At 66.9% G+C, this 25,486-nt stretch carries 25 protein-coding genes; 10 read left to right on the top strand and 15 right to left on the bottom strand.

Annotated elements, in window-relative coordinates:
• Positions 1-15 precede the first annotated feature (15 nt).
• Entirely contained in the window at positions 16-1,851 is a 1,836-nt protein-coding gene (locus FHW64_RS14430; protein WP_184527247.1) for a feruloyl-CoA synthase, read from the top strand.
• 5 nt (positions 1,852-1,856) lie between these two features.
• A complete protein-coding gene (locus tag FHW64_RS14425; RefSeq protein WP_184527245.1) occupies positions 1,857-3,722 on the top strand; it encodes an alkyl/aryl-sulfatase in 1,866 nt (621 codons plus the stop codon).
• 6 nt (positions 3,723-3,728) lie between these two features.
• On the opposite strand, the gene FHW64_RS14420 is transcribed toward FHW64_RS14425, so the two are convergent.
• On the bottom strand, positions 3,729-3,929 hold the full coding sequence (locus FHW64_RS14420; RefSeq protein WP_184527243.1) for a hypothetical protein: 201 nt from the start codon (positions 3,927-3,929) through the stop codon (positions 3,729-3,731).
• A 459-nt stretch (positions 3,930-4,388) separates the two neighbouring features.
• Between FHW64_RS14420 and FHW64_RS14415 the strand changes: the two genes are divergently transcribed.
• Positions 4,389-4,817 (top strand): gamma-glutamylcyclotransferase, encoded by a 429-nt coding sequence (locus tag FHW64_RS14415; RefSeq protein ID WP_184527241.1) that lies wholly within the window; start codon positions 4,389-4,391, stop codon positions 4,815-4,817.
• On the opposite strand, the gene FHW64_RS14410 is transcribed toward FHW64_RS14415, so the two are convergent.
• The 3 genes from FHW64_RS14410 to FHW64_RS14400 all read right to left on the bottom strand — a co-directional run bounded on the left by FHW64_RS14410 (position 4,809) and on the right by FHW64_RS14400 (position 7,131).
• Complete coding sequence (locus FHW64_RS14410; protein WP_184527239.1) at positions 4,809-5,174, bottom strand: hypothetical protein; 366 nt, start codon at positions 5,172-5,174, stop codon at positions 4,809-4,811. The two genes, FHW64_RS14415 and FHW64_RS14410, sit on opposite strands and share 9 nt — an antisense overlap.
• Positions 5,175-5,240: 66 nt before the next feature.
• The gene (locus tag FHW64_RS14405; protein WP_184527237.1) at positions 5,241-5,450 is read right to left on the bottom strand and encodes a hypothetical protein; all 210 of its coding nucleotides are present in this window, start codon (positions 5,448-5,450) and stop codon (positions 5,241-5,243) included.
• Between the two features lie 76 nt (positions 5,451-5,526).
• A complete protein-coding gene (locus FHW64_RS14400; RefSeq protein WP_184527235.1) occupies positions 5,527-7,131 on the bottom strand; it encodes a GMC family oxidoreductase in 1,605 nt (534 codons plus the stop codon).
• Between the two features lie 194 nt (positions 7,132-7,325).
• Between FHW64_RS14400 and FHW64_RS14395 the strand changes: the two genes are divergently transcribed.
• The 4 genes from FHW64_RS14395 to FHW64_RS14380 are packed head-to-tail and all read left to right on the top strand — an operon-like array spanning position 7,326 to position 13,780.
• Complete coding sequence (locus FHW64_RS14395) at positions 7,326-8,984, top strand: DUF1302 domain-containing protein (RefSeq protein WP_184527233.1); 1,659 nt, start codon at positions 7,326-7,328, stop codon at positions 8,982-8,984.
• A gap of 8 nt (positions 8,985-8,992) precedes the next feature.
• The gene (locus FHW64_RS14390) at positions 8,993-10,357 is read left to right on the top strand and encodes a DUF1329 domain-containing protein (protein WP_260303829.1); all 1,365 of its coding nucleotides are present in this window, start codon (positions 8,993-8,995) and stop codon (positions 10,355-10,357) included.
• Entirely contained in the window at positions 10,357-11,316 is a 960-nt protein-coding gene (locus FHW64_RS14385) for a YCF48-related protein (RefSeq protein WP_184527231.1), read from the top strand. The genes FHW64_RS14390 and FHW64_RS14385 overlap by 1 nt, the downstream gene beginning before the upstream one ends.
• 25 nt (positions 11,317-11,341) lie before the next feature.
• Positions 11,342-13,780, top strand: coding sequence for an RND family transporter (locus FHW64_RS14380; RefSeq protein WP_184527229.1), 2,439 nt, complete (start codon positions 11,342-11,344; stop codon positions 13,778-13,780).
• Here FHW64_RS14380 and FHW64_RS14375 read toward each other — a convergent pair.
• Positions 13,777-14,679 (bottom strand): LysR family transcriptional regulator, encoded by a 903-nt coding sequence (locus tag FHW64_RS14375; protein WP_260303826.1) that lies wholly within the window; start codon positions 14,677-14,679, stop codon positions 13,777-13,779. The two genes, FHW64_RS14380 and FHW64_RS14375, sit on opposite strands and share 4 nt — an antisense overlap.
• Positions 14,680-14,805: 126 nt before the next feature.
• Between FHW64_RS14375 and FHW64_RS14370 the strand changes: the two genes are divergently transcribed.
• A complete protein-coding gene (locus FHW64_RS14370) occupies positions 14,806-15,483 on the top strand; it encodes a type 1 glutamine amidotransferase domain-containing protein (protein WP_184527227.1) in 678 nt (225 codons plus the stop codon).
• Between the two features lie 3 nt (positions 15,484-15,486).
• On the opposite strand, the gene FHW64_RS14365 is transcribed toward FHW64_RS14370, so the two are convergent.
• From FHW64_RS14365 to FHW64_RS14350, 4 genes are read right to left on the bottom strand one after another with little or no spacing between them, the layout of a single operon-like run.
• Positions 15,487-15,885, bottom strand: a complete 399-nt coding sequence (locus FHW64_RS14365) for a cupin domain-containing protein (protein WP_184527225.1) — start codon at positions 15,883-15,885, stop codon at positions 15,487-15,489.
• Positions 15,886-15,909: 24 nt separating this feature from the next.
• Complete coding sequence (locus tag FHW64_RS14360) at positions 15,910-17,280, bottom strand: NAD-dependent succinate-semialdehyde dehydrogenase (RefSeq protein ID WP_184527223.1); 1,371 nt, start codon at positions 17,278-17,280, stop codon at positions 15,910-15,912.
• A 16-nt stretch (positions 17,281-17,296) separates the two neighbouring features.
• Positions 17,297-18,268: a tripartite tricarboxylate transporter substrate binding protein gene (locus tag FHW64_RS14355; RefSeq protein WP_184527221.1), complete on the bottom strand. Its 972-nt coding sequence runs from the start codon at positions 18,266-18,268 to the stop codon at positions 17,297-17,299.
• A gap of 37 nt (positions 18,269-18,305) precedes the next feature.
• On the bottom strand, positions 18,306-19,376 hold the full coding sequence (locus tag FHW64_RS14350; protein ID WP_311733306.1) for an Ldh family oxidoreductase: 1,071 nt from the start codon (positions 19,374-19,376) through the stop codon (positions 18,306-18,308).
• Positions 19,377-19,478: 102 nt separating this feature from the next.
• Here FHW64_RS14350 and FHW64_RS14345 point away from each other — a divergent pair, with 102 nt between their 5' ends.
• Positions 19,479-20,402 carry a LysR family transcriptional regulator gene (locus tag FHW64_RS14345; protein WP_184527219.1) on the top strand — a complete coding sequence of 308 codons (924 nt, stop codon included), beginning with the start codon at positions 19,479-19,481 and terminating at the stop codon, positions 20,400-20,402.
• A 1-nt stretch (position 20,403) separates the two neighbouring features.
• Here the strand turns inward: FHW64_RS14345 and FHW64_RS14340 are convergent, their stop codons facing one another.
• Genes FHW64_RS14340 through FHW64_RS14325 form a run of 4 tightly spaced genes read right to left on the bottom strand, consistent with a single transcriptional unit; the run spans position 20,404 to position 22,682 of the window.
• Positions 20,404-21,132, bottom strand: coding sequence for a YceI family protein (locus tag FHW64_RS14340; RefSeq protein ID WP_184527217.1), 729 nt, complete (start codon positions 21,130-21,132; stop codon positions 20,404-20,406).
• The gene (locus FHW64_RS14335) at positions 21,129-21,695 is read right to left on the bottom strand and encodes a YceI family protein (protein WP_184527215.1); all 567 of its coding nucleotides are present in this window, start codon (positions 21,693-21,695) and stop codon (positions 21,129-21,131) included. Before FHW64_RS14335 ends, FHW64_RS14340 begins: the two co-directional genes overlap by 4 nt.
• The gene (locus FHW64_RS14330) at positions 21,692-22,279 is read right to left on the bottom strand and encodes a cytochrome b (RefSeq protein ID WP_184527213.1); all 588 of its coding nucleotides are present in this window, start codon (positions 22,277-22,279) and stop codon (positions 21,692-21,694) included. The genes FHW64_RS14335 and FHW64_RS14330 overlap by 4 nt, the downstream gene beginning before the upstream one ends.
• Positions 22,257-22,682: a hypothetical protein gene (locus tag FHW64_RS14325; RefSeq protein ID WP_221220708.1), complete on the bottom strand. Its 426-nt coding sequence runs from the start codon at positions 22,680-22,682 to the stop codon at positions 22,257-22,259. The genes FHW64_RS14330 and FHW64_RS14325 overlap by 23 nt, the downstream gene beginning before the upstream one ends.
• Before the next feature lie 176 nt (positions 22,683-22,858).
• Between FHW64_RS14325 and FHW64_RS14320 the strand changes: the two genes are divergently transcribed.
• Entirely contained in the window at positions 22,859-23,602 is a 744-nt protein-coding gene (locus FHW64_RS14320; protein WP_221210355.1) for a DUF899 domain-containing protein, read from the top strand.
• Here the strand turns inward: FHW64_RS14320 and FHW64_RS14315 are convergent.
• Both FHW64_RS14315 and FHW64_RS14310 read right to left on the bottom strand, forming a co-directional pair.
• A complete protein-coding gene (locus tag FHW64_RS14315; protein ID WP_184527207.1) occupies positions 23,590-24,360 on the bottom strand; it encodes an adenylate/guanylate cyclase domain-containing protein in 771 nt (256 codons plus the stop codon). The genes FHW64_RS14320 and FHW64_RS14315 overlap by 13 nt on opposite strands.
• Complete coding sequence (locus FHW64_RS14310) at positions 24,360-25,439, bottom strand: hypothetical protein (protein WP_184527205.1); 1,080 nt, start codon at positions 25,437-25,439, stop codon at positions 24,360-24,362. Before FHW64_RS14310 ends, FHW64_RS14315 begins: the two co-directional genes overlap by 1 nt.
• Positions 25,440-25,486: the final 47 nt, after the last annotated feature.

Genomic DNA, 25,486 nt, shown 5'->3' with positions numbered 1-25,486 from the left:
CGGAGACAAGACGACATGACCCCAGCTTCCGAGATCCACGTCGAGACGCGCGCCGACGGCACCCTGATCCTGACCCCGAAAGACGCCCTCGCGCCGGCGGACCACCGCAGCTTCGCGGAATTCCTCCCGTACTGGGCCGAACGCCGCGGCGACACGCCGGCGATCTGCGAGCGCGATCCCGCCGGCGGCTGGCGGCGCATCACCTGGCGCGAGTTCTGGCGCCAGGCCCAGTCCGTGGCCGCCGCCTTGCTGGAGATGGGGCTGGGCCAGCAGCAGCCGCTGATGATGCTGTCCGGCAATTCCATCGAGCAGGCAGTGCTTTTCATGGCGGCGGAATACGTCGGCATTCCCACGGCGCCGGTCTCGCCGGCCTATTCGCTGCTCAGCCGCGACTTCGCGCGCCTGAAGGGCGTGGCCGAACTGGTGCCGCCGGCGGCCGTCTTCGTGCAGGCCATGCAGCCCTTCGGCCCCGCACTCGATGCACTGCTGGCCATGTCGCCGCCCGGCGTGCAGGTGATCGCTGGACAGGGCGCAGGCACCGGGCAGGTGAGTTGGCAAAGCCTGATCGCCACCGAACTCACGCCCGAGCGCCGCGCCGCGGTCGAAGCGGCCCACGCTGCGATCCGTCCGCAGGATGTCGCGCGCGTGCTGTTCACCTCCGGCTCAACGGGTGTGCCCAAGGGCGTCGCGACCAATTTCGGCGCGCTGGCCTTCATGGTCCGCTATCTCGACAACATCTTCAGCCACCTCACCGAGCAGGATCCGGTCTTCCTCGACTGGCTGCCGTGGCACCACGCATTCGGGTTGATGGTCAACTTCAACCGTTCGATGCTCACTGGCGCGTCGCACCACATCGACGACGGCCGGCCTGTGCCGGGCATGTTCGAGCGCACGGTGCGCAACCTGCGCGAGGTCTCGCCGAGCGTGTTCAACAGCGTGCCCTCGGCATGGGCCATGCTGGCGTCCGAGCTGGAGCGTGACCCGGCGCTCGCGCAGAGCCTGTGCGCGCGGGTCGTCAGCTTCGGATACGGCGGCGCGAGCCTGCCGCGCGAAGTGTGGCAGCGCGTGCAGCGCGCAGCCACGGCCGCCGTGGGCCGGCATGTTCCCTTCCATACCGGACTGGCTTCGACCGAGACCTGCGGCTCCGGCTGCTTCTTCACCGGCGACGAGGACGACCTCGGCAACATCGGCGTGCCGCGCCCGGGCGCGCAGGCCAAGCTGGTGCCGCTCGAAGGCGTCGACGGGCGCTACGAGATCCGGTTGCGTGCCGGCTTCGACTTCGGCGGCTATGTGAAGCGGCCCGACCTCACCGAAGCCGCACTCGACGAAGAGGGCTACTTCCGCATCGGCGACGCGGTAACGCTGGTCGACCAGAACGATCCGGCCAAGGGCCTGCGCTTCGTGGGCCGCGTGGTCGAGGACTTCAAGCTCGTCAACGGCACCTGGGTCCGCACGGGCGCGCTCCGGCTGTCGCTGGTGGACCAGTGCGCGCCGCTCATCAGCGATGCGGTGATCTGCGGCCACGACCGTGACTTCGTTGCCGCGCTGGCGTGGCCCAACGTCGCCGAATGCCAGCGCCTCGCGCCTGAACTCGCCGGACTCGACGCAGCCACGCTGGTGCAGCACCCCACGGTGGTGGACGCCATTCGCCAGCGCCTGCGGGCCGTTACCGCCACGAGCAGCCTGCGTGTCGAGCGCCTCATGCTGATGGCTGAACCGCCCTCCATCGACGCGAACGAGATCGCCGACAAGGGCTACGTCAACCAGGCCACCACGCGTGCGCGCCGCGCTCATCTCGTGGAAGAGCTTTTTCATCCTCAACCCGCGTCGCATATCGCCTGCAGCCAGTGAGTTCCATGAACGCCATCGACAAGTTTCTCGCCGCTGAAGACAACAGCGATTTCGACAACGCCTCGCGCGGCTTTATCGGCAGCATTCCCGACGCGGAGATCCGAGACCCAAAGGGCCGGGTCGTGTGGACGCTGCGTGACTACGCCTTCCTCGACGACCCGCAGCCTGCGCCCACGGTGCATCCCAACCTGTGGCGGCAGGCGCGGCTGAACATGGCGCACGGCCTGTTCAAGGTCACCGACCACATCTACCAGGTGCGCGGCTTCGACATCGCGAATGTGAGCTTCATCGAAGGCGACACCGGCGTGATCGTGATCGACCCGCTCACCGTTTCGGAGACCGCCGAAGCCGCATTGAAGCTCTACCGCGCGCATCGCGGCGACCGCCCGGTCACGGGCCTGATCTACACCCACAGTCATGCCGACCACTTCGGCGGCGCGCGTGGCGTGCTCGACGAGACCGATGCCATCGCGCGGCGCGTGCCGATCATCGCGCCGCATGGGTTCATGTGGCACACCGTCTCGGAGAACGTCATCGCGGGCAACGCGATGATGCGGCGCGGCATGTTCCAGTCCGGTGCGACGCTGCCGCGCAGCGTGTGCGGGCAGGTCGATTGCGGCATCGGCAAGGGCGCGCCGATGGGCACCATGACGCTCATCCCGCCGACACGGACCATCGAGATGGAAGTCGAAACGCACGTCATCGACGGCGTGGAGATCATCTTCCACCTCGCGCTGGAGAGCGAAGCGCCGTCGGAGATGTTCATGCACTTCCCGACGCTGCGTGCGCTCAACACGGCCGAGATCGGCGTGCAGACGCTGCACAACCTCTGCCCGCTGCGTGGCGCGCAGGTGCGCGATGCGCGACTGTGGTCACGCTACCTCGATGAGGCGCTCGACCGCTACGCACCGACCGCAGACGTGGTCTTCGCGCAGCACAACTGGCCGACCTGGGGCAACGAGAAGATCCGTACCTATCTGCGCCAGCAGCGCGACCTCTACAAGCACCTGCACGACCAGACCGTGCGGCTGATGAACCGCGGCCTCACCGGCATCGAAGTGGCCGAGGCGATGAAAGTGCCGCCGTCACTCGCGGACACGTGGTCGAACAAGGGCTTCTACGGAACCATCTCGCACAACGTGAAGGCCATCGTGCAGCACTACCTCGGCTGGTACGACGGCAACCCCGCGCACCTGCACGCGCTGCCGCCCGAGAAGTCCGGCCCGCGCTACGTCGACTACATGGGCGGCGCCGAAGCACTGCTGGAGCGGGCTCGCGCCGATTTCGCGCGCGGCGAGCATCGCTGGGTGGCCGAGGTCACGAACCATCTCGTCTTCGCGCAGCCGGACAACGCCGACGCGCGCGCTCTCTGCGCCGACGCGCTGGAACAACTCGGATTCGCGGCCGAATCCTCGACATGGCGCAACGCGTACCTGCTCGGCGCGCAGGAGCTTCGCAAGGGTGTGCCCAACATCCGCCGCAGCCATGTGAGCCGCGACATCGTCTCGGTGCTGCCGCTCGAGTTGCTGCTCGATTCCTTCGCGGTGCGCCTCGATGCGGCGCAGGCCGAAGGTCTGCACATGCAGGTCGAGTGGTTCAACCCGGAGACCGACGAGCGCTGGGCGATGACGCTGGAGAACGCGACGATGACCTATCTGCCCGGCGCGTGCCGGGGCAAGGCAACCGCGCGCGTTTCGCTCGGCCGCGCGGCGCTGACGGAATTGCAGATGGACCGCGCCGGCCTCGGCCCTGCGTTCGAGCGGCTCGTGGAGCAGGGCGCGATCAACGTCGAAGGCGATGCGGGCAGCGTCGCGCGCCTCCTGGGGATGCTCGAAGAGTTCGACGCCATGTTCCACGTCGTCGAACCCTGAGGCCGTTCAGGCGTGTGCGAGCCAGTGGGGCATGAGCGTCATCGCGTGGCCCCACGCGCCTTTCGAGTGACGCTGGAATTCAGCAACGACGAGTGAGATCAGGGCACTCACGTCGGCGCTGTCGAAACGTCTCTGATCGCTCGGCACCGTTTGCGCGTCATGCAGCAGATCGGTGATGCATTGAAGGCAGCGCTGTGCATTGCGCATCCCCTCGATTTCGTCCTTGGCCTGTTGCCACGACGCGGCTGGGTCGAGCTCGGTGTGAGACGCGATTGCGCTGTCGGGGGGCGATTCTGGGGGGGCGCGCGGGCGCGCAAGTAGGGTGGACCATGGGTGGCCTCCAGGAACTTCGGTTTGCAACAACCGCCGCACCCGACGCCAATCGGGGGCGGCAGCTCGAACGGGTTGGCGTACCGGGAAGCTCCTGCGAGAACCGGCGAGCCGTGAGGCTCCCCGCCCGAGCCGCCAAAAATGGTGGCACGAACGACGAAGCCGCAGGACTACTGCGGTAGTGGCTGCGGCTTTCGTCGCAGAACTTCAGCGGGACGCCAATCCCGGTCACATCTTTTGTTGACGTGACGCTTTGAAGTATAGCGACGGGTCGTTGGACCTTCGCCTTGCAAGTGAGAGGAGGACAATCGCCGCAGCCTCCTTTCGTGACTTTCCATGCCAAACCTCGTATTCGTCTTCGGAACACTGAAGGAAGGTTTCCCGAACTTCACGACCAACAAGGGCGTGCGCGTCGGAGGGACCTTCATGACAGTGGAGCGATATCCGCTTTACCTGGTCGGTGAGCGCTTTACCCCTTGGCTGGTGGATGCGGCAGGAGAGGGCGAGCAGGTCGTTGGTCAGGTCTTCGAGGTCGATGAACCTGCGCTTGCGGCCATGGACGCTCTGGAGCGAATCACAGAGCCGGACGGCTACCGGCGGGTGACGCTGGAGGTCGAGACGCTAGGGGATGCGCAAAGGACGACGCTTGGCGTGCAGGTCTACATCAAGCCCCGCGAGCAACTAACCCCGACTGAAGTCCGTCTGGGGCCGCTGCAGGAATACACGCTCGAACACGCGAAGCTGTACCGCAGACGATCACTGTGACAGCGGCCTCGACCCGTCGGCGGGGAGGACGATCGTCGAGTCCCCGTCGGGCGACGTGATCATGTCGGAGCCACTGCGGGGTAGTGGTGCGGCTTGTGGGAGGATGACCGTCGCGCGACCATCGGGCGTGGTGATGTCGGTGGCAGACGACTGCCCCCTTCGTACGCGGTCCAATGCCTGCCCGGCATCACGCACACACGCATCGCGCTCCGGACGGGGCAGATTGCCGCTGTTGCATGCGGCGATGGTGCGTTCATAGCGCGCCATTGCGGCGTCGATGTCTTGTTGAGCGAAGGCGGCCGTGCCCGCTGCCAGGGCAACGCCAGAGATCAAGGCTTCCCAGTGACGATGGGCCATGGAGCGTTCCCCGAATGTCCGTCCAGCGGTAAATGCTGCGCCCGTCCGGTCAGCCCGTCAACAAGGTCAATCAGAGCCGCCGCGAAGCGCATCGCGCCCTGCGTCGGTGATCTGGGCGTACACGGTCTGGAAGTCGTCGGGGCCGCCACCGATCATCCTGGTTCGGCGAATCGTGACCCAGCCCTTGCGTTCGTAGTCTTCGGCTCTTCGGGTCTCTTCCAACCCGACGAGCTCCGTCAGTCGATTCGTAGCGGCAATCCGGCGTAGTAGTCGCATTCATAACTCCAGCTTGTCCAGCGGTGACGGAAGCGAGTCATTTTGCGTGCGGGTGGATGCCGGACCTTGATGCAGATCATTGCCCGAGGATCAAATCTGCCGCCTTCTCCCCGATCATGATCGTCGGCGCATTCGTATTGCCGCCGATCAGCGTCGGCATGATCGACGCATCGACCACGCGCAGGCCTTCGACGCCACGCACCCGCAACTGCGGGTCCACCACCGAACCGGCATCCGAGCCCATGCGGCAGGTGCCGACGGGGTGGTATGCGGTATCGGCGCGCGCGCGAATCAACTCGCGGATCGCTTCATCGTCGCTCCCGTCGCATTGCAGATGCGCGTGATGCAGCGGTCGTGCGCCGAAGCGAGCCAGTGGTGGCTGCGCAAGGATGCGCCGCACGATCTTCGTGCCGGCCACGAGCGCGTCCATGTCATGCGGGTCCGAAAGCATGTTGAGGTGAATCTGCGGTGCGCGTCGCGGATCGGACGATGCCAGGCGCAAGGTACCGCGGCTTCGCGGTCGCAAGACGCAGACATGGCATGAATAGCCGTGGCCGAAGCGGTCCTTGCGGTCCACCAGCGCGGGAATGAAGTGAAGCTGCAGATCGGGCTCGGCCAACTCGGGTCGACTCTTGAGGAACGCACCGGCCTCCGCGAGATTGCTCGACCACATGCCGCTGCGACGGCTGTGATAGCGCCCGAGTTCGAGTGCCATGCGCACGCCGCCGCGCCACGAGACGCCGAAGAGGTCGGTCGTCGTGAGCCGCTCCGCGAGCAGCACGTCCACATGCTCCTGCAGGTTCAATCCGACTTCGGGGCTGTCGTGGATCGGCGCGATGCCGAGCGACTGGAGATGCGGGGCAGGCCCGATGCCGGAGAGCATCAGCAACTGCGGGGAGCCGAAGGCGCCCGCGCTCACGATGACTTCTCGGCGTGCGTGCAGCAGGGCTTCGTGCCCGCCGCGCACCACCGCGACGCCGACCGCGCGCTTTCCTTCGAAGACGATGCGCTGCACCTGGCAGCCGGGCAGCACGTTGAGGTTCGTTCGTCCGCGGCCGTGCAGGTACGCACGCGCCGCGTTCCATCGCTCGCCGTTGCGCTGGGTCACCTGGTAGAGCCCGACGCCTTCCTGGGCCGGGCCGTTGAAGTCGTCGTTGCGTGCAAAGCCTGCCGCCTCCGCGGCTTCGACGAAGAGCTGCGAGAAAGGGTTCGGCGAGCGCAAGTCCGCCACGTTCAGCGGTCCGCGTCCGCCATGCAGCGGATCGTCGTCGCGTCCGGCCACGCGCTCATTGCATTCCGAGCGCTTGAAGTAGGGGAGCACGTCGTTCCATGCCCAGCCGCTGCAGCCGAGCGCAGCCCAGCCGTCGTAGTCGCTCGGCGTGCCGCGGATGTAGACCATGCCGTTGATCGACGAGCTTCCGCCGAGCCCACGCCCGCGCGGCTGGAAGCCGCGACGCTGGTTGAGCGATGACTGCCGTTCAGTCCTGAAGGCGTAGTTGCGCGCGCCGCGCTGCACCGCCGTCACAGCGAGTGCCACCGGCGTGGTGACCATGGGGCTGCGATCGTGCGGGCCGGCTTCGAGCAGGGCCACGCTGTGGTTTCCGCCGTCGGCCAATCGTGCGGCAAGTGCGCATCCGGCGGAGCCAGCGCCGATGACGATGAAGTCGTAGTGGGTGGTCATGGGCTCGGAGTAGATCGGCGCACCCACCCATGCGTCGCCACCCGATTCGGGGAGAGCCCCGAGGGTTTGCACTCAGGGGTCAACCCGGCCCCCCGCCTCGGGTGGCGATTCGCACCCACCCACCGACCTACCGTATCGCCCCAGTAGCTCAACACCCCACCAACGAAACGAGGAGAAGACAAGGAATGGCAGGCATGGAAGACAAACGGCAGCGGCTGCGGCAGCACGCACTGGCCAGCGCGGTAGCGGCGCTTTGCGCGGGGCTTTGCGCCGGCGCGGCGGCGTTCGAGATCAACACCGGCAACGACGACGTCGAAATGCGGTGGGACAACACCGTCCGCTACAACCTGGGCCGCCGCGTGCAGTCGCAAGACCCGGCGATCCTGCGCAACATCGGCGCGGACGACGGCGACCGCAACTTTGGCAACAACAGCATCGTCAACAACCGCGTCGATCTGCTGTCGGAGTTCGACGTGGTCTATCGCAAGCAGATCGGGGCGCGCGTGAGCGCAGCGGGCTGGTACGACGATGCCTATGCGGGCGGCTTCGACAACACGAGCCTTGCGACGTCCAATCACCTGGACAACGGCCGGCCGGCCTTCGGCATCAGCGACTACGCGAAGCGCTACTACAGGGGGCCGTCGGGTGAAATCCTCGACGCGTTCGTGTTCGGCAACTTCAACCTGGGCGATGCGCCGACCAGCGTTCGCGCAGGCCAACACACGGTGAACTGGGGCGAGGCGCTGCTCGGCGGCGGCGCGATCCACGGCGTGACCTATGCGCAGGCGCCGCTCGACCAGGCCAAGGCTTTCGCGAGCCCGGGCATCGAGGCCAAGGAGCTGTATCGCCCTCTGAACCAGCTCTCGGGCACGCTGCAGGCCACGCCGGAGCTGTCGTTCGCGGCACAGTACTTTCTTGACTGGCAGGCGACGCGCGCGCCGGAAGGCGGCACCTACCTCGGCTTCAACGATGCGCTGCAGTTCGGCGGCGAGTCGCTCTTCCTCGCGCCGGGCGTGCGTGCGCTGCGCGGCCCGGACATCCGGCCGAAGGACAGCGGCGACTGGGGCCTGGCCTCGCGCTGGAGCCCGCAGTGGCTCGACGGCACGGCGGGCTTGTACGTGCGCAACTTCTCCGACCGCCTGCCGCAGGTGATCGTCAAGACCACCGGGGTGCGTCAGTATTTCCTGGCCTATGGCGGCGACGTGGACCTGTATGGCGTGAGCCTCGCGAAGCAGATCGCCGGCATCAGCTTCGGCTTCGACCTCAACTACCGCCGCAACATGCCGCTAGTGAGCGATGCGGTCAGTGTCACTTCGGTCGCGGCGCTGCCGAAGCCGGGCGATCTGCTCGGTGCGCGCGGCAACACCTCGCACGGCGTGCTCAACGCGCTGGGTTCGCTAGGCTCGACGCCGCTATTCAACAGCGCGACCTGGGCCGCGGAACTGACATGGAACCGCTGGAATTCGGTGACACAGGGTGCTGCCTACTTCAAGGGTCGCGACAACTACACCGCCATCGACAAGGTCAGCCGCGACTACTTCGGCCTTGCGTTCAACTTCTCGCCGACCTGGTACCAGGTGTTCCCGGGTGGCGACCTCTCGATGCCGATGAGTTATTCGCGCGGCCTGTCGGGCAACTCGGCCGTCACCTTCGGCGGCAACGAGGGCGCGGGCAGCTGGTCCGCCGGGTTTGCGCTCGACCTCTACAGCAAGTACCGCTTCGAGCTGAAGTATGTCGGCTACTTCGGCGACTACGTCACGGGACCCACCGGCGCCGTCACCGTGGCGAATGGCAGCACCGCGCTGCTGAAGGACCGCGGCGCCGTCTTCTTCACTTTCAAGACCACGCTCTGATCCGCATCATGAAGACACAAGCATCAGCCATCATCTGCGCGGGAGCCTTGCTCCTGCCGTTCATGCAAATTGCGCCGGCACACGCGGCGCCGAGCCCAGAGGAAGTCAAGCGCCTCGGCAACGACCTCACGCCCTTCGGGGCGGAGAAGGCCGGCAACAAGGACGGCACCATCCCGGCCTACACCGGCGGCCTCACTGCGCCGCCTGCCGGTTTCGACAAGGCCGGCGCGGTGCGCCCCGATCCATTCGCCAACGAGAAGCCGCTCTTCTCGATCGACGCGAAGAACGCCGACAAGTACGCAGACAAGCTCAGCGAAGGCACCAAGGCGCTGATGAAGCTTTACGGCGACTTCCGCATCGATGTGTACCCGAGCTACCGCACCGTCGCCTACCCGAAGTTCGTCATCGACAACACGCTCAAGAATGCGGCGCGCGCGAAGATGACCGACGACGGGCTCGGCATGTCCGGTGCGCGCGCGGGCATTCCGTTCCCGATCCCGGCGAACGGCAACGAGGTGATGCTGAACTTCCAGGCGCGCTACCAGGGCCTGTCGTTCCAGGTGCCGAAGTACTCGGCCTACAACGTCGACAGCAACGGCAAGCTGGTGCTCTCGTCCCAGGGCTCGTGGACGATGGAGTACCCCTACTACGACGAATCGAGGACCGACGAGCCGGTGGTGCTCAACCGCGCCCGTGCGAGCTACACCGGTCCCGCGCGTCGCGCCGGCGAATCGCTGCTCGCGATGGACCCGGTCAACTACGCCGACAAGGGCCGCCGCGCGTGGCAGTACCTGCCGGGGCAGCGCCGCGTGCGCCTCGCTCCGGACATCGCCTACGACACGCCGAACCCCGGCACCAACGGCATGTCGACCTATGACGACGTGAACCTCTTCAACGGCAAGCTGGACCGCTACGACTTCAAGCTCGTCGGCAAGAAGGAGCTCTACATCCCCTACAACACCTACCGCTTCTCGTACAACGACAAGCCGGAAGATGTGTTCCAGGCGAAGTTCATCAATCCGTCGGTGGTGCGCTGGGAGCTGCACCGCGTGTGGGTGGTCGAGGCGAAGCTGAAGGAAGGCCAGCGCCACATCTACTCGCGTCGCACCTTCTACGTGGATGAAGACAGCTGGACAGTGGTCGCGAGCGACCAGTACGACGGCCGCGGCCAGCTCTGGCGCGCGGGCTTCGCCTACCTGAACCAGGCCTACGACGCGAACGCACCGATCAGCACGGCCGGCCATTACGACCTGATCTCGGGCAGCTACTACATCAACATCTGGCCCGGCACCGGAGGCGTGAAGTTCATGAGCGCCTTGCAGCCGGACGGCGCGTGGACGCCGGACAGCCTCGCAGGGCAGGGAGTTCGCTGATGCCGGGTCGGGCCCTTCAGGCGGGCGTGCTGGCCTGCGCAGCGCTCCTTGCGAGCGTGGCCTCGGCCGAGGCGGTGTTCCAGCCGCCGCCGAAGGTGCCCGCGGCAATGACGCAACTCGCGCAGCGCGCGCCGTTCAATGCGCTGGCAATGGCGGGCGGCCGCATCGTCGCCGCCGGGCAGCGCGGGCACATCCTGTATTCGGACGACGGCAGGAACTGGTCGCAGGCGGCGGTGCCGGTGAGCTCCGATCTGACCGCGCTCTGCTTCGTCGATGCGAAGCAGGGCTGGGCGGTGGGGCACGAGGGCGTGATCCTCCACACCACCGATGGCGGCGCGACGTGGGCGCGGCAGAACGATGCCGACCCGACGGCTGATCGCAGTTTTCTCGACGTGTGGTTCGAGGATGCACAGAAGGGCTATGCGATCGGCGCATTCGGCCTCGCACTTCGGACCGTGGACGGCGGCGGGCACTGGACGCTCTTCGATGCCATCGACAACCCAAAGGGCCTGCATCTCTATGCGATGCGTCCCGCAGGCGGCGCGCTCTTCATCGTTGGCGAGCAGGGCCTGGTGCTGCGCTTCGACCGCGAGACCAGACGCTTCGTGAATCTGCCATTCCCCTATCAGGGCACGCTGTTCGGCGTGACCGGCACGGCTGACATGGCGTTGGTCTTCGGCCTGCGCGGCAACGTGTGGCGCAGCACGGATGGCGGCGCGAACTGGAACCGGGTCGCGACCGGCCTTGGCGCGGGCATTGCCGCAGGCACCGTGCGCGAAAGCGGCGCGGTCGTGCTTGCGAGCCAGGCCGGTCATCTGCTCGTGAGCCACGACAACGCAGAGACCTTCCACCCGATCCAGCGCGCGAACCCGACGCCGGTGTTTTCGCTCGCGAGTCCCGGCAAGGGTGCGATGGCGCTCGCCGGCATCGGCGGCGTGCGGATGGAATCCATCGATTGAGCCGGTCGGCACAGGAATCAAGGACATGCAAACAATTCGCGAGCCCGAAGACTTCGATCGCGCATCGGGCAGCCGCATCGAGCGGTTGATCTTCAACCACCGGCTTTTCGTCGTCATCGCCTGCCTGCTGACAACGGTACTGCTCGGCTGGCAGGCTTCGAAGGTGAGTCTCAACGCCGCCTTCGAGAAGACGATCCCGCACAACCAGCCTTACATCCGCAACTTCCTCGACAACCGGGGCGAGCTGCGAGGCCTCGGCAACGCGGTGCGGATCGTGGTGGAGAACAAGAGCGGCGACATCTTCGACGCGGCCTATCTGCAGACGCTGAAGAAGATCAACGACGAACTCTTCCTGATGCCCGGGGTGGACCGGGCCAACGTGAAGTCGCTGTGGATGCCGGTGGTTCGATGGAACGAAGTAACGGAAGAGGGCCTGACCGGCGGCCCCGTGATGCCCGACAACTACGACGGATCGCCGCGCAGCACCGAGCAGCTGAAGCTCAACATCGCCCGTGCGCAGATCGTCGGCAGCCTCGTCGGCAAGGACTTCCGCTCCAGCATGATCTTCGTGCCGCTGATGGAGAAAGATGTGCGCACCGGCGCGGCGCTGGACTATTGGGAACTGTCTCGCCGCCTCGAGGACATTCGCGGGCGCTATGCGAACGGTGCTGACGGTTCGCCGCAGCTCGAGATCCGCATCGTCGGCTTCGCGAAGGTGGTCGGGGAATTGCTCGCCGGCCTGCAGCAGATGATGGGTTACTTCGCGGCCGCTGCGACCGTGGCGGCGATCATCATCCTTGCGTGGACGCGCTGTGTGCGCAGCACGGTGCTGGTGATCGCCTGCTCGCTCGTCGCGGTGGTGTGGCAACTGGGGCTGGTGACGATGCTGGGCCACGAACTCGATCCATATTCGATCCTCGTGCCCTTTCTCGTCTTCGCGATCGGCGTATCGCACGGCGCGCAGAAGATGAACGGGATCATGCAGGACATCGGCCGGGGCATGCACCGGCTGGTGGCCGCGCGCTTCACCTTCCGGCGGCTCTTCCTCGCGGGCCTGACTGCGCTCGCGGCGGACGCAGTGGGCTTCGCAGTGCTGATGCTGATCGACATTCCCGTGATCCGCGAGCTTGCGGTGACCGCGAGCGTCGGCGTGGCGCTGCTGGTGTTCACCAACCTCGTGTTGCTGCCGGTGATGCTGTCGTACACCGGAGTGAGCTCCAAGGCTGCTGCGCGCAGCGTGCGTGCGGAGCAGGGCGAACCGGGTGCGATCTGGCGATGGCTGGAGCGCTTCTCGCATCGGCGCTGGGCGACGGCGGCAGTTGCATCGGCGGTATTGCTGTCCGCGGTCGGCCTCGCAGTGAGCACGCGGCTGAAGATCGGCGATCTCGATGCGGGCGTGTCGGAGCTGAAGCCCGACGCCCGCTACAACATAGACAACGCCTACATCGGCGAGCGCTATGCACTGTCGAGCGACCAGTTCGCGGTGATCGTGAAGACGCCGCCGGAAGGCTGCCTCGAATACGCGACGCTGGTGGAGGCGGACCGCCTTGCATGGACGCTGCAGCAGGTGCCCGGCGTGCAGGCCACCGTGGGGCTGCCGGATGCGGTGCGCAAGATCACCGCGGGGTCGTTCGAGGGCAACCCCAAGTGGCTGACGCTTTCGCCCAACCAGGATGTACTCAACTACGCGGCGCGCACCGCGAGCGTCAGCAATCCGGAGCTGTTCAACAACGAATGCTCGGTGATGCCGGTGGTGGCGTACCTTGCAGACCACAAGGCGGAGACGCTGGACCGCGTGGTCAAGGCCGCCGAGCAGTTCGCCACCGAGCACGACGCGCCCCAGCGCCGCTTCCTGCTTGCAGCGGGCAGTGCCGGCATCGAGGCCGCGACCAACATCGTGGTCAAGCAGGCCAACCTGATGATGCTGGGCTATGTGTACCTGGGCGTGATCGCGCTGTGCTTCGTCACCTTCCGGAGTTGGCGGGCCGTGGTGGTTGCGGTCGTGCCGCTCGCGATCACCTCGATCCTCTGCGAAGCGCTGATGGTGATGCTCGGCATGGGCGTGAAGGTCGCGACCCTGCCGGTGATCGCACTCGGAGTGGGCATCGGCGTGGACTACGCGCTCTACCTGCTCAGCATCCAGCTTGCGCGCCAGCGGGCCGGTGATTCGCTGGCCGATGCGTATCGCCATGCACTGCGCTTTACGGGCAAGGTGGTCGCGCTGGTCGGCGTGACGCTGGCTGCGGGCGTGGTCACCTGGGCGTGGTCGCCCATCAAGTTCCAGGCGGACATGGGCATCCTGCTGACCTTCATGTTCCTTTGGAACATGGTGGGGGCGCTGGTGTTGATTCCCGCGCTCTCCCATTTCCTGCTGGGCCGGGTTGGCAATGCCGGCCGTGCCGACGAGCCTGCGCGCGGGGTGAGCGAGCGCATTGCGCCCGACCCGGCCGTGCGCTTCAGCTAGACGCTTTCCTGCATCGCCGCCAGGAGAAAGTCCCGAAGCAGCCGTGCACTCGGGCCGATGCGCCTGCCGTGCACCAGGTAGATATCGAGTGCGGGTGTCTCCAACTCCGGCAGCACGTGCACCAGTTCGCCGGAGGCGAGTGGTGCAGCGGCGTCGTAGGCGGGTAGACGTGCAATGCCTTCGCCGGCCAGCACGAATGCCAGGCGCGACGCCGCACTGTCGGTGACGATGTCGCCCCGTACCGGCACCTCGATGGACTGTCCGTCGCGGGTTGCTGTCAATGCGCGCTGACTCGGCGGATAGACCACCCAGCGATGCTCCGCGAGTTCTTCCACCGTCGCCGGTGTGCGGTGGCGGCGGAGGTAGGCGGGCGAGGCGCACAGCATCGTCGGCTCACTCACCAGTCGACGCGCGACCAGTTCCGAATCCGCCAGCGGACCGGCGCGCACGGCCAGTTCGATGCCTTGCTGCACGAGGTCGACGTTGGCGTCGTTCATCGCGACGTGGAGGCGGATCGCCGGATAGCGCCGGCGGAAGTCCAGCAACGCCGGAAGGATGCGCTTGTTGCCAAAGTGATGCGAGCAGGTGATGCGGGCTTCCCCACGCGGCTCGGCGCGCAGCAACTCCATGCCACGGATGCCGTCATGTGCTTCGTCGAGCAAGCGCTCGCAGTGCACGCGAAATGCCTCGCCGGCGGGCGTCAGACTGAAGCTGCGCGTGCTCCTCTGCGCCAGAGGCACGCCCAGCTTGGTCTCCAGGCTGCGAACGTGGTGGCTCACCACAGCCCGGGTCAGGCCCAGCGCGCGGGCGCCGGCGGCAAAGCTGCCAGTGCGCACGACGGTGGCAAAGACCGCCATCGCTCGCAGTTCGTCGAGGATCGGCGAGACGGGATGATTCATGGGGTCGATTGTCAAATCGGCTGAGTCAATCCGTCAACATCCGCGCATCTACTCGCGATGCGGTTGATTCCTTAATCTTCACCTCACCCGGTATCGCCGGGCATTCATTGAATCAAGGAGTCAATCATGAGCGTGAAGCATGTACTGTTTGTTGTGACAAACGCAGCGGCCGTCGGCCCGAACAACCGGGCGACCGGATTCTTCTTCCCTGAGATCGCCCACCCGTTCGAGGCGCTGGACAAGGCCGGCATCGCGGTGGAATACGCCTCGCCGCTAGGGGGCAAGCCCCCGGAGGATGGGTTCGATGCCAATGACCCGGTGCAGGCCGCATTCCTGGCCAGCGATTCGTACCGCCGCCTGGCGCACAGCCGCAAGCTGTCCGAGGTCGACGTGCTGGACTACGACGCGATCTTCTTCCCCGGTGGCCTGGGCCCGATGGTCGACATCACCGGCAACCCCGAAGTGCAGGCAGCCGTGCGGCGCGCCTGGGACGCCGGCAAGATCGTGTCCGCCGTCTGCCACGGCCCATCGGCACTGCTCGGCGTCACCCTCGCCGACGGGACGCCGCTGATGCAAGGCCGCAAGGTGGCTGGCTTCTCGACCGCGGAGGAAGACGGCTATGCACGGGCCGACGTGCCGTTCGACCTCCAGGGTGCGCTCACCGACGAAGGCGGCCTCTACGAGTCGTCCGCCCCGTGGACGCCCAAGCTCGTCGTCGATGGACGCCTCATCACCGGACAGAACCCCCAGTCGGGCACCCTGGTGGGCGAGGCGATCGCAAAGGCCCTGGCGGCCAATGCATGAAGCCTACGTGTGCTCGGCGGATACCGGCCGCGTCTCGCCGGTTTCCACCAGCGTTCGCGTTGCATCGACGCGACCGTAGATCCACAGGATCTTCATCCCCTGCGTCTCGGACTTGTTGCGGAACCGGTGCGGCACGCCGGGCGGGATGAAGGTGGTGTCCTGCGCTTCGAGGTCGTAGTGCTCGTCACCGATGTCGAAGACGGCCGAGCCTTCGAGCAGCATCACGCTCTCTTCGGCGTTGTGCGAATGCCAGGCGATCTTTGCGCCGGGGCCGAACTCGGTGATGCCGTTGATGAACGTGGTCGCGCCGAGCTTCGGCGTCACCAGCGGAATCGTGCGAGCGCCGCCGCCGCGCTCATAGGCTGTGAGATCGGCGGGATGGAGGATCGTGGGTTGGGTCATGGCTTGTGGAAGGGAAGGGGAGACTCAGACGGCCGGGCCGGTCCAGACGGTCTTCACGTTGGTGAACTCGTGCAGGCCGTAGATGCCGAGCTCGCGCCCGTAGCCCGAGTGCTTGACGCCGCCGAAGGGCAGGCGCGCATCGGAGGCGACCATGCCGTTGACGAACACGGCGCCCGCGTCGATCTCGCGGGACAGCGCTCGCGCTCGGTCGGCGTTGCCGGTCCAGAGCGCTGCGCCGAGCCCGAACTCGGTTGCATTGGCCAGCGCCACGGCATCGTCAGCGTTGCGCACCCTCAGGATCGCTGCGGCGGGGCCGAAGGTCTCTTCGCGCGCCACGGTCATGTCGGGGGACACATGGTCGAGCACCGTCGCCGGGTAGAAGTAGCCCGGGCCGCTCGGCAACTTGCCGCCCAAGGTCACCGTGGCGCCTTCGGTGATGCTCGCGCGCACCTGCTTGTCGAGTTCGTCGCGCAGGTTGCCGCGTGCCATCGGCCCGAGTGTGGTGGCGTCTGCCAGCGGATCGCCGAGCACCAACTTCGCGGCGCCGGCTGCAAATGCCTTCGCGAACCGGTCGCCGACCGATTCCTCGACGATGAAGCGCTTGGCCGCGATGCAGCTCTGGCCGTTGTTCTGAAAGCGCGCCTTGACCGCCACCGCAGCGGCGGCCTCGACGTCGGCATCCGCGAGCACGATGAACGGATCGGAGCCGCCGAGCTCGAGTACCTGCTTCTTGAGCGCCTTGGCTGCCTGCGATGCAATTGCGCGACCGGCGGGGGTAGAACCGGTGAACGTCACGCCGGCGATCCGCGGATCGTCGATCACGTCCGCGACGCGGGGAGAGCCAATCAGCAGCGTCGTGAACAAGCCCTCCGGGGCGCCGGCTTCGCTGAAGAGGGTCTGCAGCGCCATCGCGCACTGCGGCACGTTGGCCGCGTGCTTGAGCACCACGCCATTGCCGGCGGCAATCGCCGGGACCGCGGCGCGGATGGCCTGCCAGAACGCGTAGTTCCACGGCATCACCGCGAGCACGAGGCCGAGCGGGTCGAAGACCACGCGGCTGTCGGTCGCATTGCTCGCGACACGCACGTCGTCGAGCATCTTCGGCGCGTTGTTCGCGTAGTAGTCGGCCGTGACGGCGCTCTTCTCGACTTCGGCGCGGGCCTCGGAGATCGGCTTGCCCATCTCCAGCGTGGCGAGCCGTGCCCACTCTTCCTTGTGCTTGCGCAGCACCGCCGCGACGTTGACGAGCAGCCTGGCGCGCTCGGCGGGGCTCTTCTTTCGCCAGCCGCGCTGGGCGTCGGCTGCGCGGGCGAGCGCCGCGTCCACGGCCTTGGCATCGGGTTCTTCGAACGAGGCGAGCGTTTCGCCCGTTGCTGGGTTGATCGAATGCAACATGCGGATTCCTTGTGGCTTAGTCGGCCTTGATGTTGTTGCTCTGGATGACCTTGCGGTAGAGCGCGTACTGGTCCTTCAGTGCCGCGCCGAACTCGGCGGGCGTGGTGCCGCGCACGGTGATTCCGAGGTTGACGAGCTGCTTGCGCGTCTCGGCGTCGTCGAGCGACTTGCGCATGGATGTGTAGAGGCGGTCGATGATCGGCGCTGGTGTTCCCTTGGGTGCGACCAGGGCGAACCACGAGTTGAAGTAGAAGTCCTTCAGCCCTGATTCGGTGACCGTCGGCACGTCGGGGTATTGCGCGAGACGCTGAGGTGTCGACACTGCCAGCAGCCGCAGCTTGCCGCCCGCGATCAGCGAGGTGACAGTGCCCAGCCCCTGGAACGCGGCATCGACCTCGCCGCCCGCCACCGCGATGGCTGCCGGCGTCGCGCCTTTGTAGGGCACATGCGTCAGTTCGATGCCCGCGCGCTGCGCGAACATCGCCATCGCCAGATGCTGCGGACTGCCGCTGCCGCCCGAGCCATAGTTGAGCTTCGCCGGGTTGGCCTTCGCGGCCTTGATGAAGTCGGCCACCGTCTGGAAAGGCGAGTCGGGTTTCACGACCAGCCCCCATTCGATGGTGCCGACCAGCGACACCGGCACGAAGTCCTCCAGCGGATCCCAGGTGGCCTTGTAGATGTTCGGCACCATCGTGAGGACGCTGTCGTTGAAGCCGCCGATGGTGTAGCCGTCAGGCGCGGCCTTGGCGACGCGTTCCGCACCGATGAGTCCTGCCGAGCCGGGGATGTTCTCCAGGTAGAACGAGGAACCCAGCTCCGTGCCCATTCGCGTCGTCAGCACGCGCGCGCCGTTGTCGACCGCGCTGCCCGCCGCGAGCGGGATGATCATGCGGATCGGCTTGTTCGGGTACGCGCCCTGGGCTGCCGCAGTGACCGCCGCGCAGGCAAGGCAGGCCACCGCGAGCAGGCGGTTCAGGAAGGATGTCATCGTCTTGTCTCCGTCTTGTTTTGTGTGAGGTGCGCGGCTAGCGTTCCAGCTTTTCGATGCCGAGTCGTGTCGCCAGCCGGTCGAGATCATCGACCAGCGCAGCGGCGAGCGGTGCGCCGCTTTCCGCATTCGCGGCGCGGCGTGTATGGCTCTGCTCGCCTGGCAGCCAGATGCGCTCGACACCGGGCAGGCGCTCGCTCTCGCGGATGTCGCGGACCAGCGTGTCGACGGCGCCCTTGAAGGGCCCCGCGCCGCCGAAAGCCGCGAGGTCGATCACGAGGATGGCTTGTCCGGTGTTGGTCGGTGTCTTCGAATCGACGTTGAAGTCGACCACGTCGCGGCCCATCGCTGCGCCCTGCAGAGTGCCCGCGAGCAACCCAACGATGAGTGCGAGCCCGTAGCCCTTGTGGCCGCCGATGGGCAGCAGGAAGCCTTCGCTCGCGCGGGTGGGGTCGGTGAGTGGACGGCCTTGCCGGTCGATCATCCAGCCTTCCGGCATCTGTTCGCCGCGCTTGGCTTTCGCCTTGACCTTGCCGTAGGCGGCCACGGTCGTCGCCATGTCGAGCACCACCGGCGGCTCGTCGCCCGCGGGGATGCCGGCCGCGATCGGATTGGTGGACAGCAGCATCTCCATCCCGCCCCACGGTGGCAGATGGTTGGCGTTGCCCACTGCGAAGTACAGGCCGATCATGTCGTGCGCCAGCGGCATGCGCGCATAGAGCGACGCCGGCCCTGCATGGTTGCTGTTGCGTGTGCCGACCCAGGCCACGCCTGCATCACGCGCCTTGGCGATCGCGATCTCGACAGCACGCGACACCACCAGGTGCCCCATGCCGTTGTCGCCATCGACCACCGCCATCGCGGCACGCTCATGCACGACGCGGATCTCGGGCCGGACGTTGATGCCGCCGGCCTCGATGCGCTGCACGTACTGCGGAAGGCGGATCGCCCCGTGGCCGTCGGAGCCTTGCATGTCGGCCTCGGTCATCAGCGTGGCGACGCGGTCGGCGTCGGTGTCTGGAAGTCCGACGCGGACCAGCGCCGTGGCGATGAAGTGGCGCAGGCTTTCCGCGCGGGCCCATATGGTTTTGCTATCTGTCGTTGCCACCCATGTCTCCGGAATGTCATCGGGGTATCGAAGGTGACGAGTCTAGGGATGGCCGTCCCCGGCGTCCAATGCCGAATTGGTCGCCAGCCATATCATGTTGATATGAATCTGAAAACCCTGCGCTATTTCGTCGCGATTGCGGATGCCGGCAGCTTCACCGCGGCGGCGTCGGCAGTCGCCATTGCGCAACCCGCGCTGACACGGCAGCTGCGCGACTTGGAAGCCGAACTTGGCGTGCAACTGCTCCAGCGCGGCCCGCGCGGCGTGCGGCTCACGCAGGCCGGCGCGACGCTGTACGAATCGGCACGGCGCATGCTGGCCGAGGCTGCGCGCGTGCGCCAGCAGCTCGGCGGGGAGGGCGCGACGGGCGATCTTTCGGCGGTGCTCGGCGTTTCGCCGACGCTTGCGCGCATCCTGCTGCCCGGCGTGTTCGAGCGCTGCCATCACGGCCTGGCTGGCGTGCATCTCGGCGTGCGCGAGGCCTTCACGCCGCAACTGATGGAAGGGCTCGAGCGCGGCCTCGTCGACATGGCGGTGGTCACCAACCCCGAGCCGCATCGGGCGCTCACGCTCGAGCCCCTGCTGGTCGAGCCCTTCGCGCTGATCTCGCCCGCATCGCGCAAGCTGCCGCCGGTCGTGGAACTGTCCACGCTCGCGCGCGTGCCGCTCATCATGACCAAGCTGCATCGCGGCATCGTCGACCGCATGCTCGCGCCGTTGTCCGCGCGGATCCATGTGGATGCGGAGATCGATTCGGTCGATGCGATCTACGAACTGGTGCTGCGGGGGCAGTGGTCCACCGTGATGCCGGTGTCGGTCTTCAACCAGCCACGACCTGCATCGGTGCGCCTCTCGGAGATCTCGGGGGTGCAGCTCAACCGCATGCTGGTGCTGGCGACGCGCATCGAGCGCGCGCAGAGCCCGGCAATCGCGATCGTGGGCGACGTGGTGCGCGCGGAGGCGGCGAAGCTCGCGGCCGGTGGGGTTTTCAGCTTCGGCGCCAGGCAGCGGCGCAACGCGGCCTAGATCATGGGCTCGCCGGCGCGTGGGCACGGATATCGAAGCGGACTCTGAATGCGTCCTCGACCTGGAGTGCACCCCCGAGCAGCGAGAAGGGGGTGATGCCAAAGTCGGACTGCTTCAGCTCCATCGAGCCGATCACGCGCAGGGCGTCCTGCGTTCTGACCAGTGTCAGTGGCACGGTCGAGGTCCGGGTGGTTCCGAGCAATGTGATCGAGACCGACGCCGATGCCGGGTCCTTCGCGTCCACGTCGCGCACCTGCACAAGCGCATACGGAAACTCCTGCACTCGCAGCACCTTGTCCTGCATGTTGGTCCGCGTGCCTTCGATGTCGGATGCCGTCGGCTGCGTGTCGAGCCCGGCTTCCGTTCGGAGTGCCGGCTCGTCGACGGAGAGATCGTCCAGCGGCATGAAGAGGTCCGCGCGGCCCTGTGCGGGCGCGACGAAGCCCTGCAGCGACCGGCTGGCGATGACGTGGTCGTGTCCGAATCGTGCGAGCGATCCACCGCGCCGCACGGTGATCACCACGAGCGCGTCGGGCGGACTGACGCGATAGACCACGGCGCCCTGCGCCGCCGCGCGCTCGTAGACATCCGCAGGAAAGCCCGGTGGTGCGCGCGCAAGGGCGGCCTGCTGCGCGACCTGGGGCGCTGGAGCGGTTCCGCACGCGGCCAGCGCCACCGCGAGCGACAGAACCGCTGCCTGCGCAGCATGGGCAAGGCGCTTCGATGTCATGCGGCCTTGCGCAAGCGCACCTTGAACGTGACCGTGACGTCCGCGCCGATGGTGGTCGTTGCCGTCCACTCCCCGGTGCCGATGCCAAAGGCAGCGCGCTTCACGACGAACTTGCCTTCCATGTTCGCGGTGCTGCCCGATTCGCTCCACGAGAAAGGAACCTCGACCGGCTGCTTCACGCCCTTGAGCGTGAGCGTGCCGCGCGCGACGAAGGCGTCGGGCTGCACGCGCCGCACCTCGGTCGCGTGGAACTCCGCCTGCCGGAACCGCGCGAAGTCGAACCACTCGGCGCCGGCGATCGCCTTGTTGATGTCGGCACTCGCCATGTCGGCGCTCGCGACGTTGATCGTCACGTCGAGCCGGCCCGCGTCTTCCTTGGTGGGGTCGAGGCTGAGCTTGACGTCGAACTCCCGGAATACGCCCGGCGCCGGCGTCTTCTCGAACGTGGCGGCGAACTCGAGACGGCTGCTGGCAGGCTCCAGCTGCCAGTCGGCCGCGCGGGCCCAGGCGAACGGTAAGGCGAGGCCAGCGAACAGGACGGCGGTGACGGCGGGTGTCCTCATCGGGATGTCCTTCTCCGTGGAAGCATGCGGACCAGCACATCGTCGCGCTTGATGTAGTGATGCCGCAGGGCCGCGCCGACGTGGATCACCAGCAGCACGATCAGTGCGATGCCGAGCGCACCATGGACGTTCCCGACGACTTCGACCAGGTGACGGTCCGTCGGCGCGATCGAAGGCAGCGGAATGCGCCAGTAGATGCTGAACGGCACGCCGGCCGCCGAGCTGACCACCCATCCGGTCAACGGAATCGCGATCATGGCTGCGTACAGAAGAGCATGCGTGAGTGCCGCCGCGAAGCGCTCCCAGCGCGGCATGTTCGATGGCAACGGGGGCGGGTGATGCGTCGCACGCCACGCCAGTCGCAGCACCACGAGCGCGAGCACGAGCATGCCGGTCGACTTGTGCCACACGAAGAGATCCAGCTTCATCGGCGAGAGCCGCCAGCTCACCGCCATCCACCCGACCACGAACTGCGCCACGATGAGCGCGGCGATGGTCCAGTGCAGAAGCTTGGCAATGGCGCTCCAGTTCGCGCCGGTAGACACCGGCGCGTCCGTAGGGTCAGTCGAGCGGCTGGTAGGCATCGATCGCGTCGATCGGCATGTCGCTTCGCAAGGCGCCGACCGGCTCCTGGCCGATATGGGCGATGGCCTGCAACTCGGGCACGAGCGTCAGCAGGCGGCGGGTGAGCCAGTACAGGTGCGAAGGATCGAGCGGGTTGGGCTGCCGGAGCACGGCGATCAGCCGCTGGGGACGGTTGCCGAGGGGGAGGCCCGCCAGGCATTCGAGGAGGGTCGCGAGCTCGCTGCGTATCTGCTCGTCTACGAGGTCATGCTCGTCCAGGCTGCGCCAGATCGCCCGTACCGCCCGTTCGCACTCCTCGGCCTGCGATGACGGCAACGAAGCCTCATCAGAGCGCCATGCGCTCATGGGCATCGCTTGCGCGGACCGTGCCGCGACTTGGACAGGGCTTGTTGGCGAAGGCATGGGTCGCTCCCTCAACGCCGCCCACGATACGCCGCGCCCGTGCCAATGGCAACGTCGGGCCGGCAATGCTTCACAGGAAAGCCGCCAAACTTGTTACTCCCACCGCAGGCCCGTCGGTGACAGACTGGCCTCTTCCAGACCAGGAGATCGCAAACATGACCTCAGGAATCCAGAAGATGCAAACGCCGCCGGTCGTCTCGCCAGAGGCGTGGGAAGCGGCTCGCGAGCAGCTGCTCGTGAAGGAAAAGGCGCTGACCCATGCACGCGACGCGATGGCTGCCGAGCGGCGGCGAATGCCGTGGATGGCGGTGGAGAAGCCGTATGTCTTCGAAGGGCCATCGGGCAAGCGAAGCCTGCATGAGCTGTTCGATGGCCGGCGGCAGCTCATCGTCTATCGCGCCTTCTACGAACCCGGCGTGTTCGGCTGGCCCGAGCATGCCTGCCGGGGCTGCTCGATGGTGGCGGACCAGGTCGCGCACCTGTCGCACCTCAATGCCCGCGACACCACGCTCGTCTTCGTCTCGCGCGCACCGCAGGCAGACATCGCGAGCCTGCAGAAGCGGACGGGCTGGGGGCACATCCCGTGGTTCACCGTCACCGACAGCTTCGACGCCGACTTCGACGTGGGCGAATGGCACGGCACCAACGTGTTCATCCGCGACGGCGACCGGATCTTCCGCACCTATTTCGTCAAGAGCCGTGGCGACGAACAGATGGGCGGTACCTGGAACTACCTCGACATCACCCCGCTGGGCCGGCAGGAAGTCTGGGAGGACTCACCGGAGGGCTACCCGCAGACACCACCCTACAAATGGTGGAACTGGCACGACAGCTACACCCCCGAGGCCGTCCCCGACAAGAAGTGGGTCGAGGTGTCGGACGCGGGCGAGGCAGCGTTCCGCAAGGATCACTCGAGGTAGTAGGTCTGGATCGGTTCCGCCTTGCCCTTGACGATCGCGGGTGGCATCGGCCGCAGGCGGAACTGCTCGTCGAGCGCGCGGCGGATGTCCTCGGTGATCAGCAGGTCGACCTCGTATTTGCTGGTCAGTCCCTCGACCCTTGATGCGACATTGATCGGATCGCCGGTCACGCTGAACTTCGAGAGGCCCGCGGTGCCGATCACGCCGGCCACCACCTCGCCACCGTGGATGCCCACGCCGAAGCGCAGCTCTGGCAGGCCCTTCTCCCGCAGCGTCGCGTTGTAGCGCGCGAGCTCGGCGCGCATGTCGAGTGCGGCCAGCACCGCGTCGCGTGCCTGCCAGGGGTTGGGCTCCATCGCACCGAACAGCGCCAGCAGGCCGTCGCCGACGAACTCGGTCACATGACCGTGGTGGCGGGTGATCGCCAGCGTCATGTGGCGGAAGTAGTCGTTGAGGATGCTCACGGTGACCGCGGGATCGAGCCGGTCGCACAGCGCGGTGAACCCGCGCAGGTCGGCGAACAGCATGGTCACCTGTCGCCGCTCGGGAGCAAAGCTGTCGCCGCCATGGGTCAGGCGCTCCACCACGTCGGCCGGCACGAAGCGCTCGAACTGGCGCTGAAGCTGCTCCAGCTTGTCGTCGGCGGACAGCAGCAGCTTTTCGAGCTGGCCGTTCTGGTGTCGCATGCGCAGCGTCAGCGCGGCCAATGCCGCCACGGCGGCGGCCCCGAGCGCGACCAGCACCCAGCCCAGCGCCATCACTCCAGCAGCATCGCGAGCCGGACAGTGCCGTTCGCGAGCGCTGCGACGCCGATGGCTTCCAGCAGTGCCTGAGGCCCGAGCTCGGCGCCGAGCGTACGGGTCTTCTGCTGGATGGACGAGGGTTCGTAGTAGACCGTGTCGCGAGCCCACGAGAGGAGGCCGTTCTCGCGCGGTGCAAGGCGGGGCGAGCGCAGCGTGCCGATGGCGCTGTCGATCTCGGCCTGACTCAGTCCTTCGTCTTGCAACAGCCGGACGGCTGCCGCTTCGCAATGCGGGCAGGCAACGGTGCGCGCGATGACCGCGAACATCAGCACCTTGGCGCATCGGCTGAGCTCTCCGGACTCGAACGCACCGTCGAGCGCGGCCTTCATGATGCTGGCCGCCCGCAGCCCGGCCAGCGGCGCGAGTACGGCGCCGAAAGGGCCTGACGTCAGCGCAGCCGGGTCAGGAAGTGCTTGAACAGCGGCTTCCGGCTTCTTCATCAATCGCATGGCAAGGCCGATCACCCAGCGCATCGGGCTGGCGGCCATGCGCTCGAACTTCTGTTCGGGCGGGGCAGCCATCAGCGTGCTCACGCGGTTGTAGAAGCAGCCGAAGGAGATCGCAAACGCGATCTCGCCGACCTGCGTGGGTGTGTAGCCGCTGGCGAGCAGGGCAGTGCGCTCGGCGGCAGCTGGGCGTGGCTTGGATCGCGCAAGGCGGCGGCAGAAGGCGATGTACGCGCGCTGCTTTTCGTCGAGCTCGGCCATCAGCACGTCGCGCTCGACCTGCTGGATGAAGGACTCGCGGTAGCCCAACACCTTCATGAAGGCGCGGTTGGCGCCGTAGCAGTAGCGGCAGGCGTTCTCTTGCGCCGTCACCATGCTGCCCATGCGGTGCAGGCGCTCGGGCACGGCGCCGGGGATGTAGTTGGTGGCCTGGTAGGAGGCCTCGCGCAGCCAGCGGACCGAGGCGACACGACGGTCCACCTCGAGGACCTGGGCGCCACGCCGCTTGAGCTCGGCTTCCCATTCAGCATCGGGCGACGCCGGCAGCACCGGATCGCTCCACTGGATCTCGCTCAGCAACATCGCCATCGGCCACTCCACCGGAAATCGAAGACTGGAGCGGATTCTGCCCTTGT

This window comes from Variovorax sp. Sphag1AA, assembly GCF_014192575.1.
GTDB lineage: Bacteria > Pseudomonadota > Gammaproteobacteria > Burkholderiales > Burkholderiaceae_C > Variovorax.
Note: the sequence above shows the minus strand (reverse complement) of the source record. Positions and strands in the feature narration are given on the sequence as shown.

Excerpts from the sequence above, each read along its gene's own strand:
- FHW64_RS14380 (WP_184527229.1), top strand. The coding sequence starts at position 11,342 with ATGCAAACAATTCGCGAGCCCGAAGACTTCGATCGCGCATCGGGCAGC.
- FHW64_RS14415 (WP_184527241.1), top strand. The coding sequence starts at position 4,389 with ATGCCAAACCTCGTATTCGTCTTCGGAACACTGAAGGAAGGTTTCCCG.
- FHW64_RS14310 (WP_184527205.1), bottom strand. The coding sequence starts at position 25,439 with ATGGCGATGTTGCTGAGCGAGATCCAGTGGAGCGATCCGGTGCTGCCG.
- FHW64_RS14425 (WP_184527245.1), top strand. The coding sequence starts at position 1,857 with ATGAACGCCATCGACAAGTTTCTCGCCGCTGAAGACAACAGCGATTTC.
- FHW64_RS14390 (WP_260303829.1), top strand. The coding sequence starts at position 8,993 with ATGAAGACACAAGCATCAGCCATCATCTGCGCGGGAGCCTTGCTCCTG.
- FHW64_RS14345 (WP_184527219.1), top strand. The coding sequence starts at position 19,479 with ATGAATCTGAAAACCCTGCGCTATTTCGTCGCGATTGCGGATGCCGGC.
- FHW64_RS14385 (WP_184527231.1), top strand. The coding sequence starts at position 10,357 with ATGCCGGGTCGGGCCCTTCAGGCGGGCGTGCTGGCCTGCGCAGCGCTC.
- FHW64_RS14325 (WP_221220708.1), bottom strand. The coding sequence starts at position 22,682 with ATGCCTTCGCCAACAAGCCCTGTCCAAGTCGCGGCACGGTCCGCGCAA.
- FHW64_RS14335 (WP_184527215.1), bottom strand. The coding sequence starts at position 21,695 with ATGAGGACACCCGCCGTCACCGCCGTCCTGTTCGCTGGCCTCGCCTTA.
- FHW64_RS14315 (WP_184527207.1), bottom strand. The coding sequence starts at position 24,360 with ATGGCGCTGGGCTGGGTGCTGGTCGCGCTCGGGGCCGCCGCCGTGGCG.
- FHW64_RS14375 (WP_260303826.1), bottom strand. The coding sequence starts at position 14,679 with ATGAATCATCCCGTCTCGCCGATCCTCGACGAACTGCGAGCGATGGCG.
- FHW64_RS14405 (WP_184527237.1), bottom strand. The coding sequence starts at position 5,450 with ATGCGACTACTACGCCGGATTGCCGCTACGAATCGACTGACGGAGCTC.
- FHW64_RS14320 (WP_221210355.1), top strand. The coding sequence starts at position 22,859 with ATGCAAACGCCGCCGGTCGTCTCGCCAGAGGCGTGGGAAGCGGCTCGC.
- FHW64_RS14395 (WP_184527233.1), top strand. The coding sequence starts at position 7,326 with ATGGAAGACAAACGGCAGCGGCTGCGGCAGCACGCACTGGCCAGCGCG.
- FHW64_RS14355 (WP_184527221.1), bottom strand. The coding sequence starts at position 18,268 with ATGACATCCTTCCTGAACCGCCTGCTCGCGGTGGCCTGCCTTGCCTGC.
- FHW64_RS14400 (WP_184527235.1), bottom strand. The coding sequence starts at position 7,131 with ATGACCACCCACTACGACTTCATCGTCATCGGCGCTGGCTCCGCCGGA.
- FHW64_RS14420 (WP_184527243.1), bottom strand. The coding sequence starts at position 3,929 with ATGCGCAATGCACAGCGCTGCCTTCAATGCATCACCGATCTGCTGCAT.
- FHW64_RS14360 (WP_184527223.1), bottom strand. The coding sequence starts at position 17,280 with ATGTTGCATTCGATCAACCCAGCAACGGGCGAAACGCTCGCCTCGTTC.
- FHW64_RS14430 (WP_184527247.1), top strand. The coding sequence starts at position 16 with ATGACCCCAGCTTCCGAGATCCACGTCGAGACGCGCGCCGACGGCACC.
- FHW64_RS14340 (WP_184527217.1), bottom strand. The coding sequence starts at position 21,132 with ATGACATCGAAGCGCCTTGCCCATGCTGCGCAGGCAGCGGTTCTGTCG.
- FHW64_RS14330 (WP_184527213.1), bottom strand. The coding sequence starts at position 22,279 with ATGCCTACCAGCCGCTCGACTGACCCTACGGACGCGCCGGTGTCTACC.
- FHW64_RS14410 (WP_184527239.1), bottom strand. The coding sequence starts at position 5,174 with ATGGCCCATCGTCACTGGGAAGCCTTGATCTCTGGCGTTGCCCTGGCA.
- FHW64_RS14365 (WP_184527225.1), bottom strand. The coding sequence starts at position 15,885 with ATGACCCAACCCACGATCCTCCATCCCGCCGATCTCACAGCCTATGAG.
- FHW64_RS14370 (WP_184527227.1), top strand. The coding sequence starts at position 14,806 with ATGAGCGTGAAGCATGTACTGTTTGTTGTGACAAACGCAGCGGCCGTC.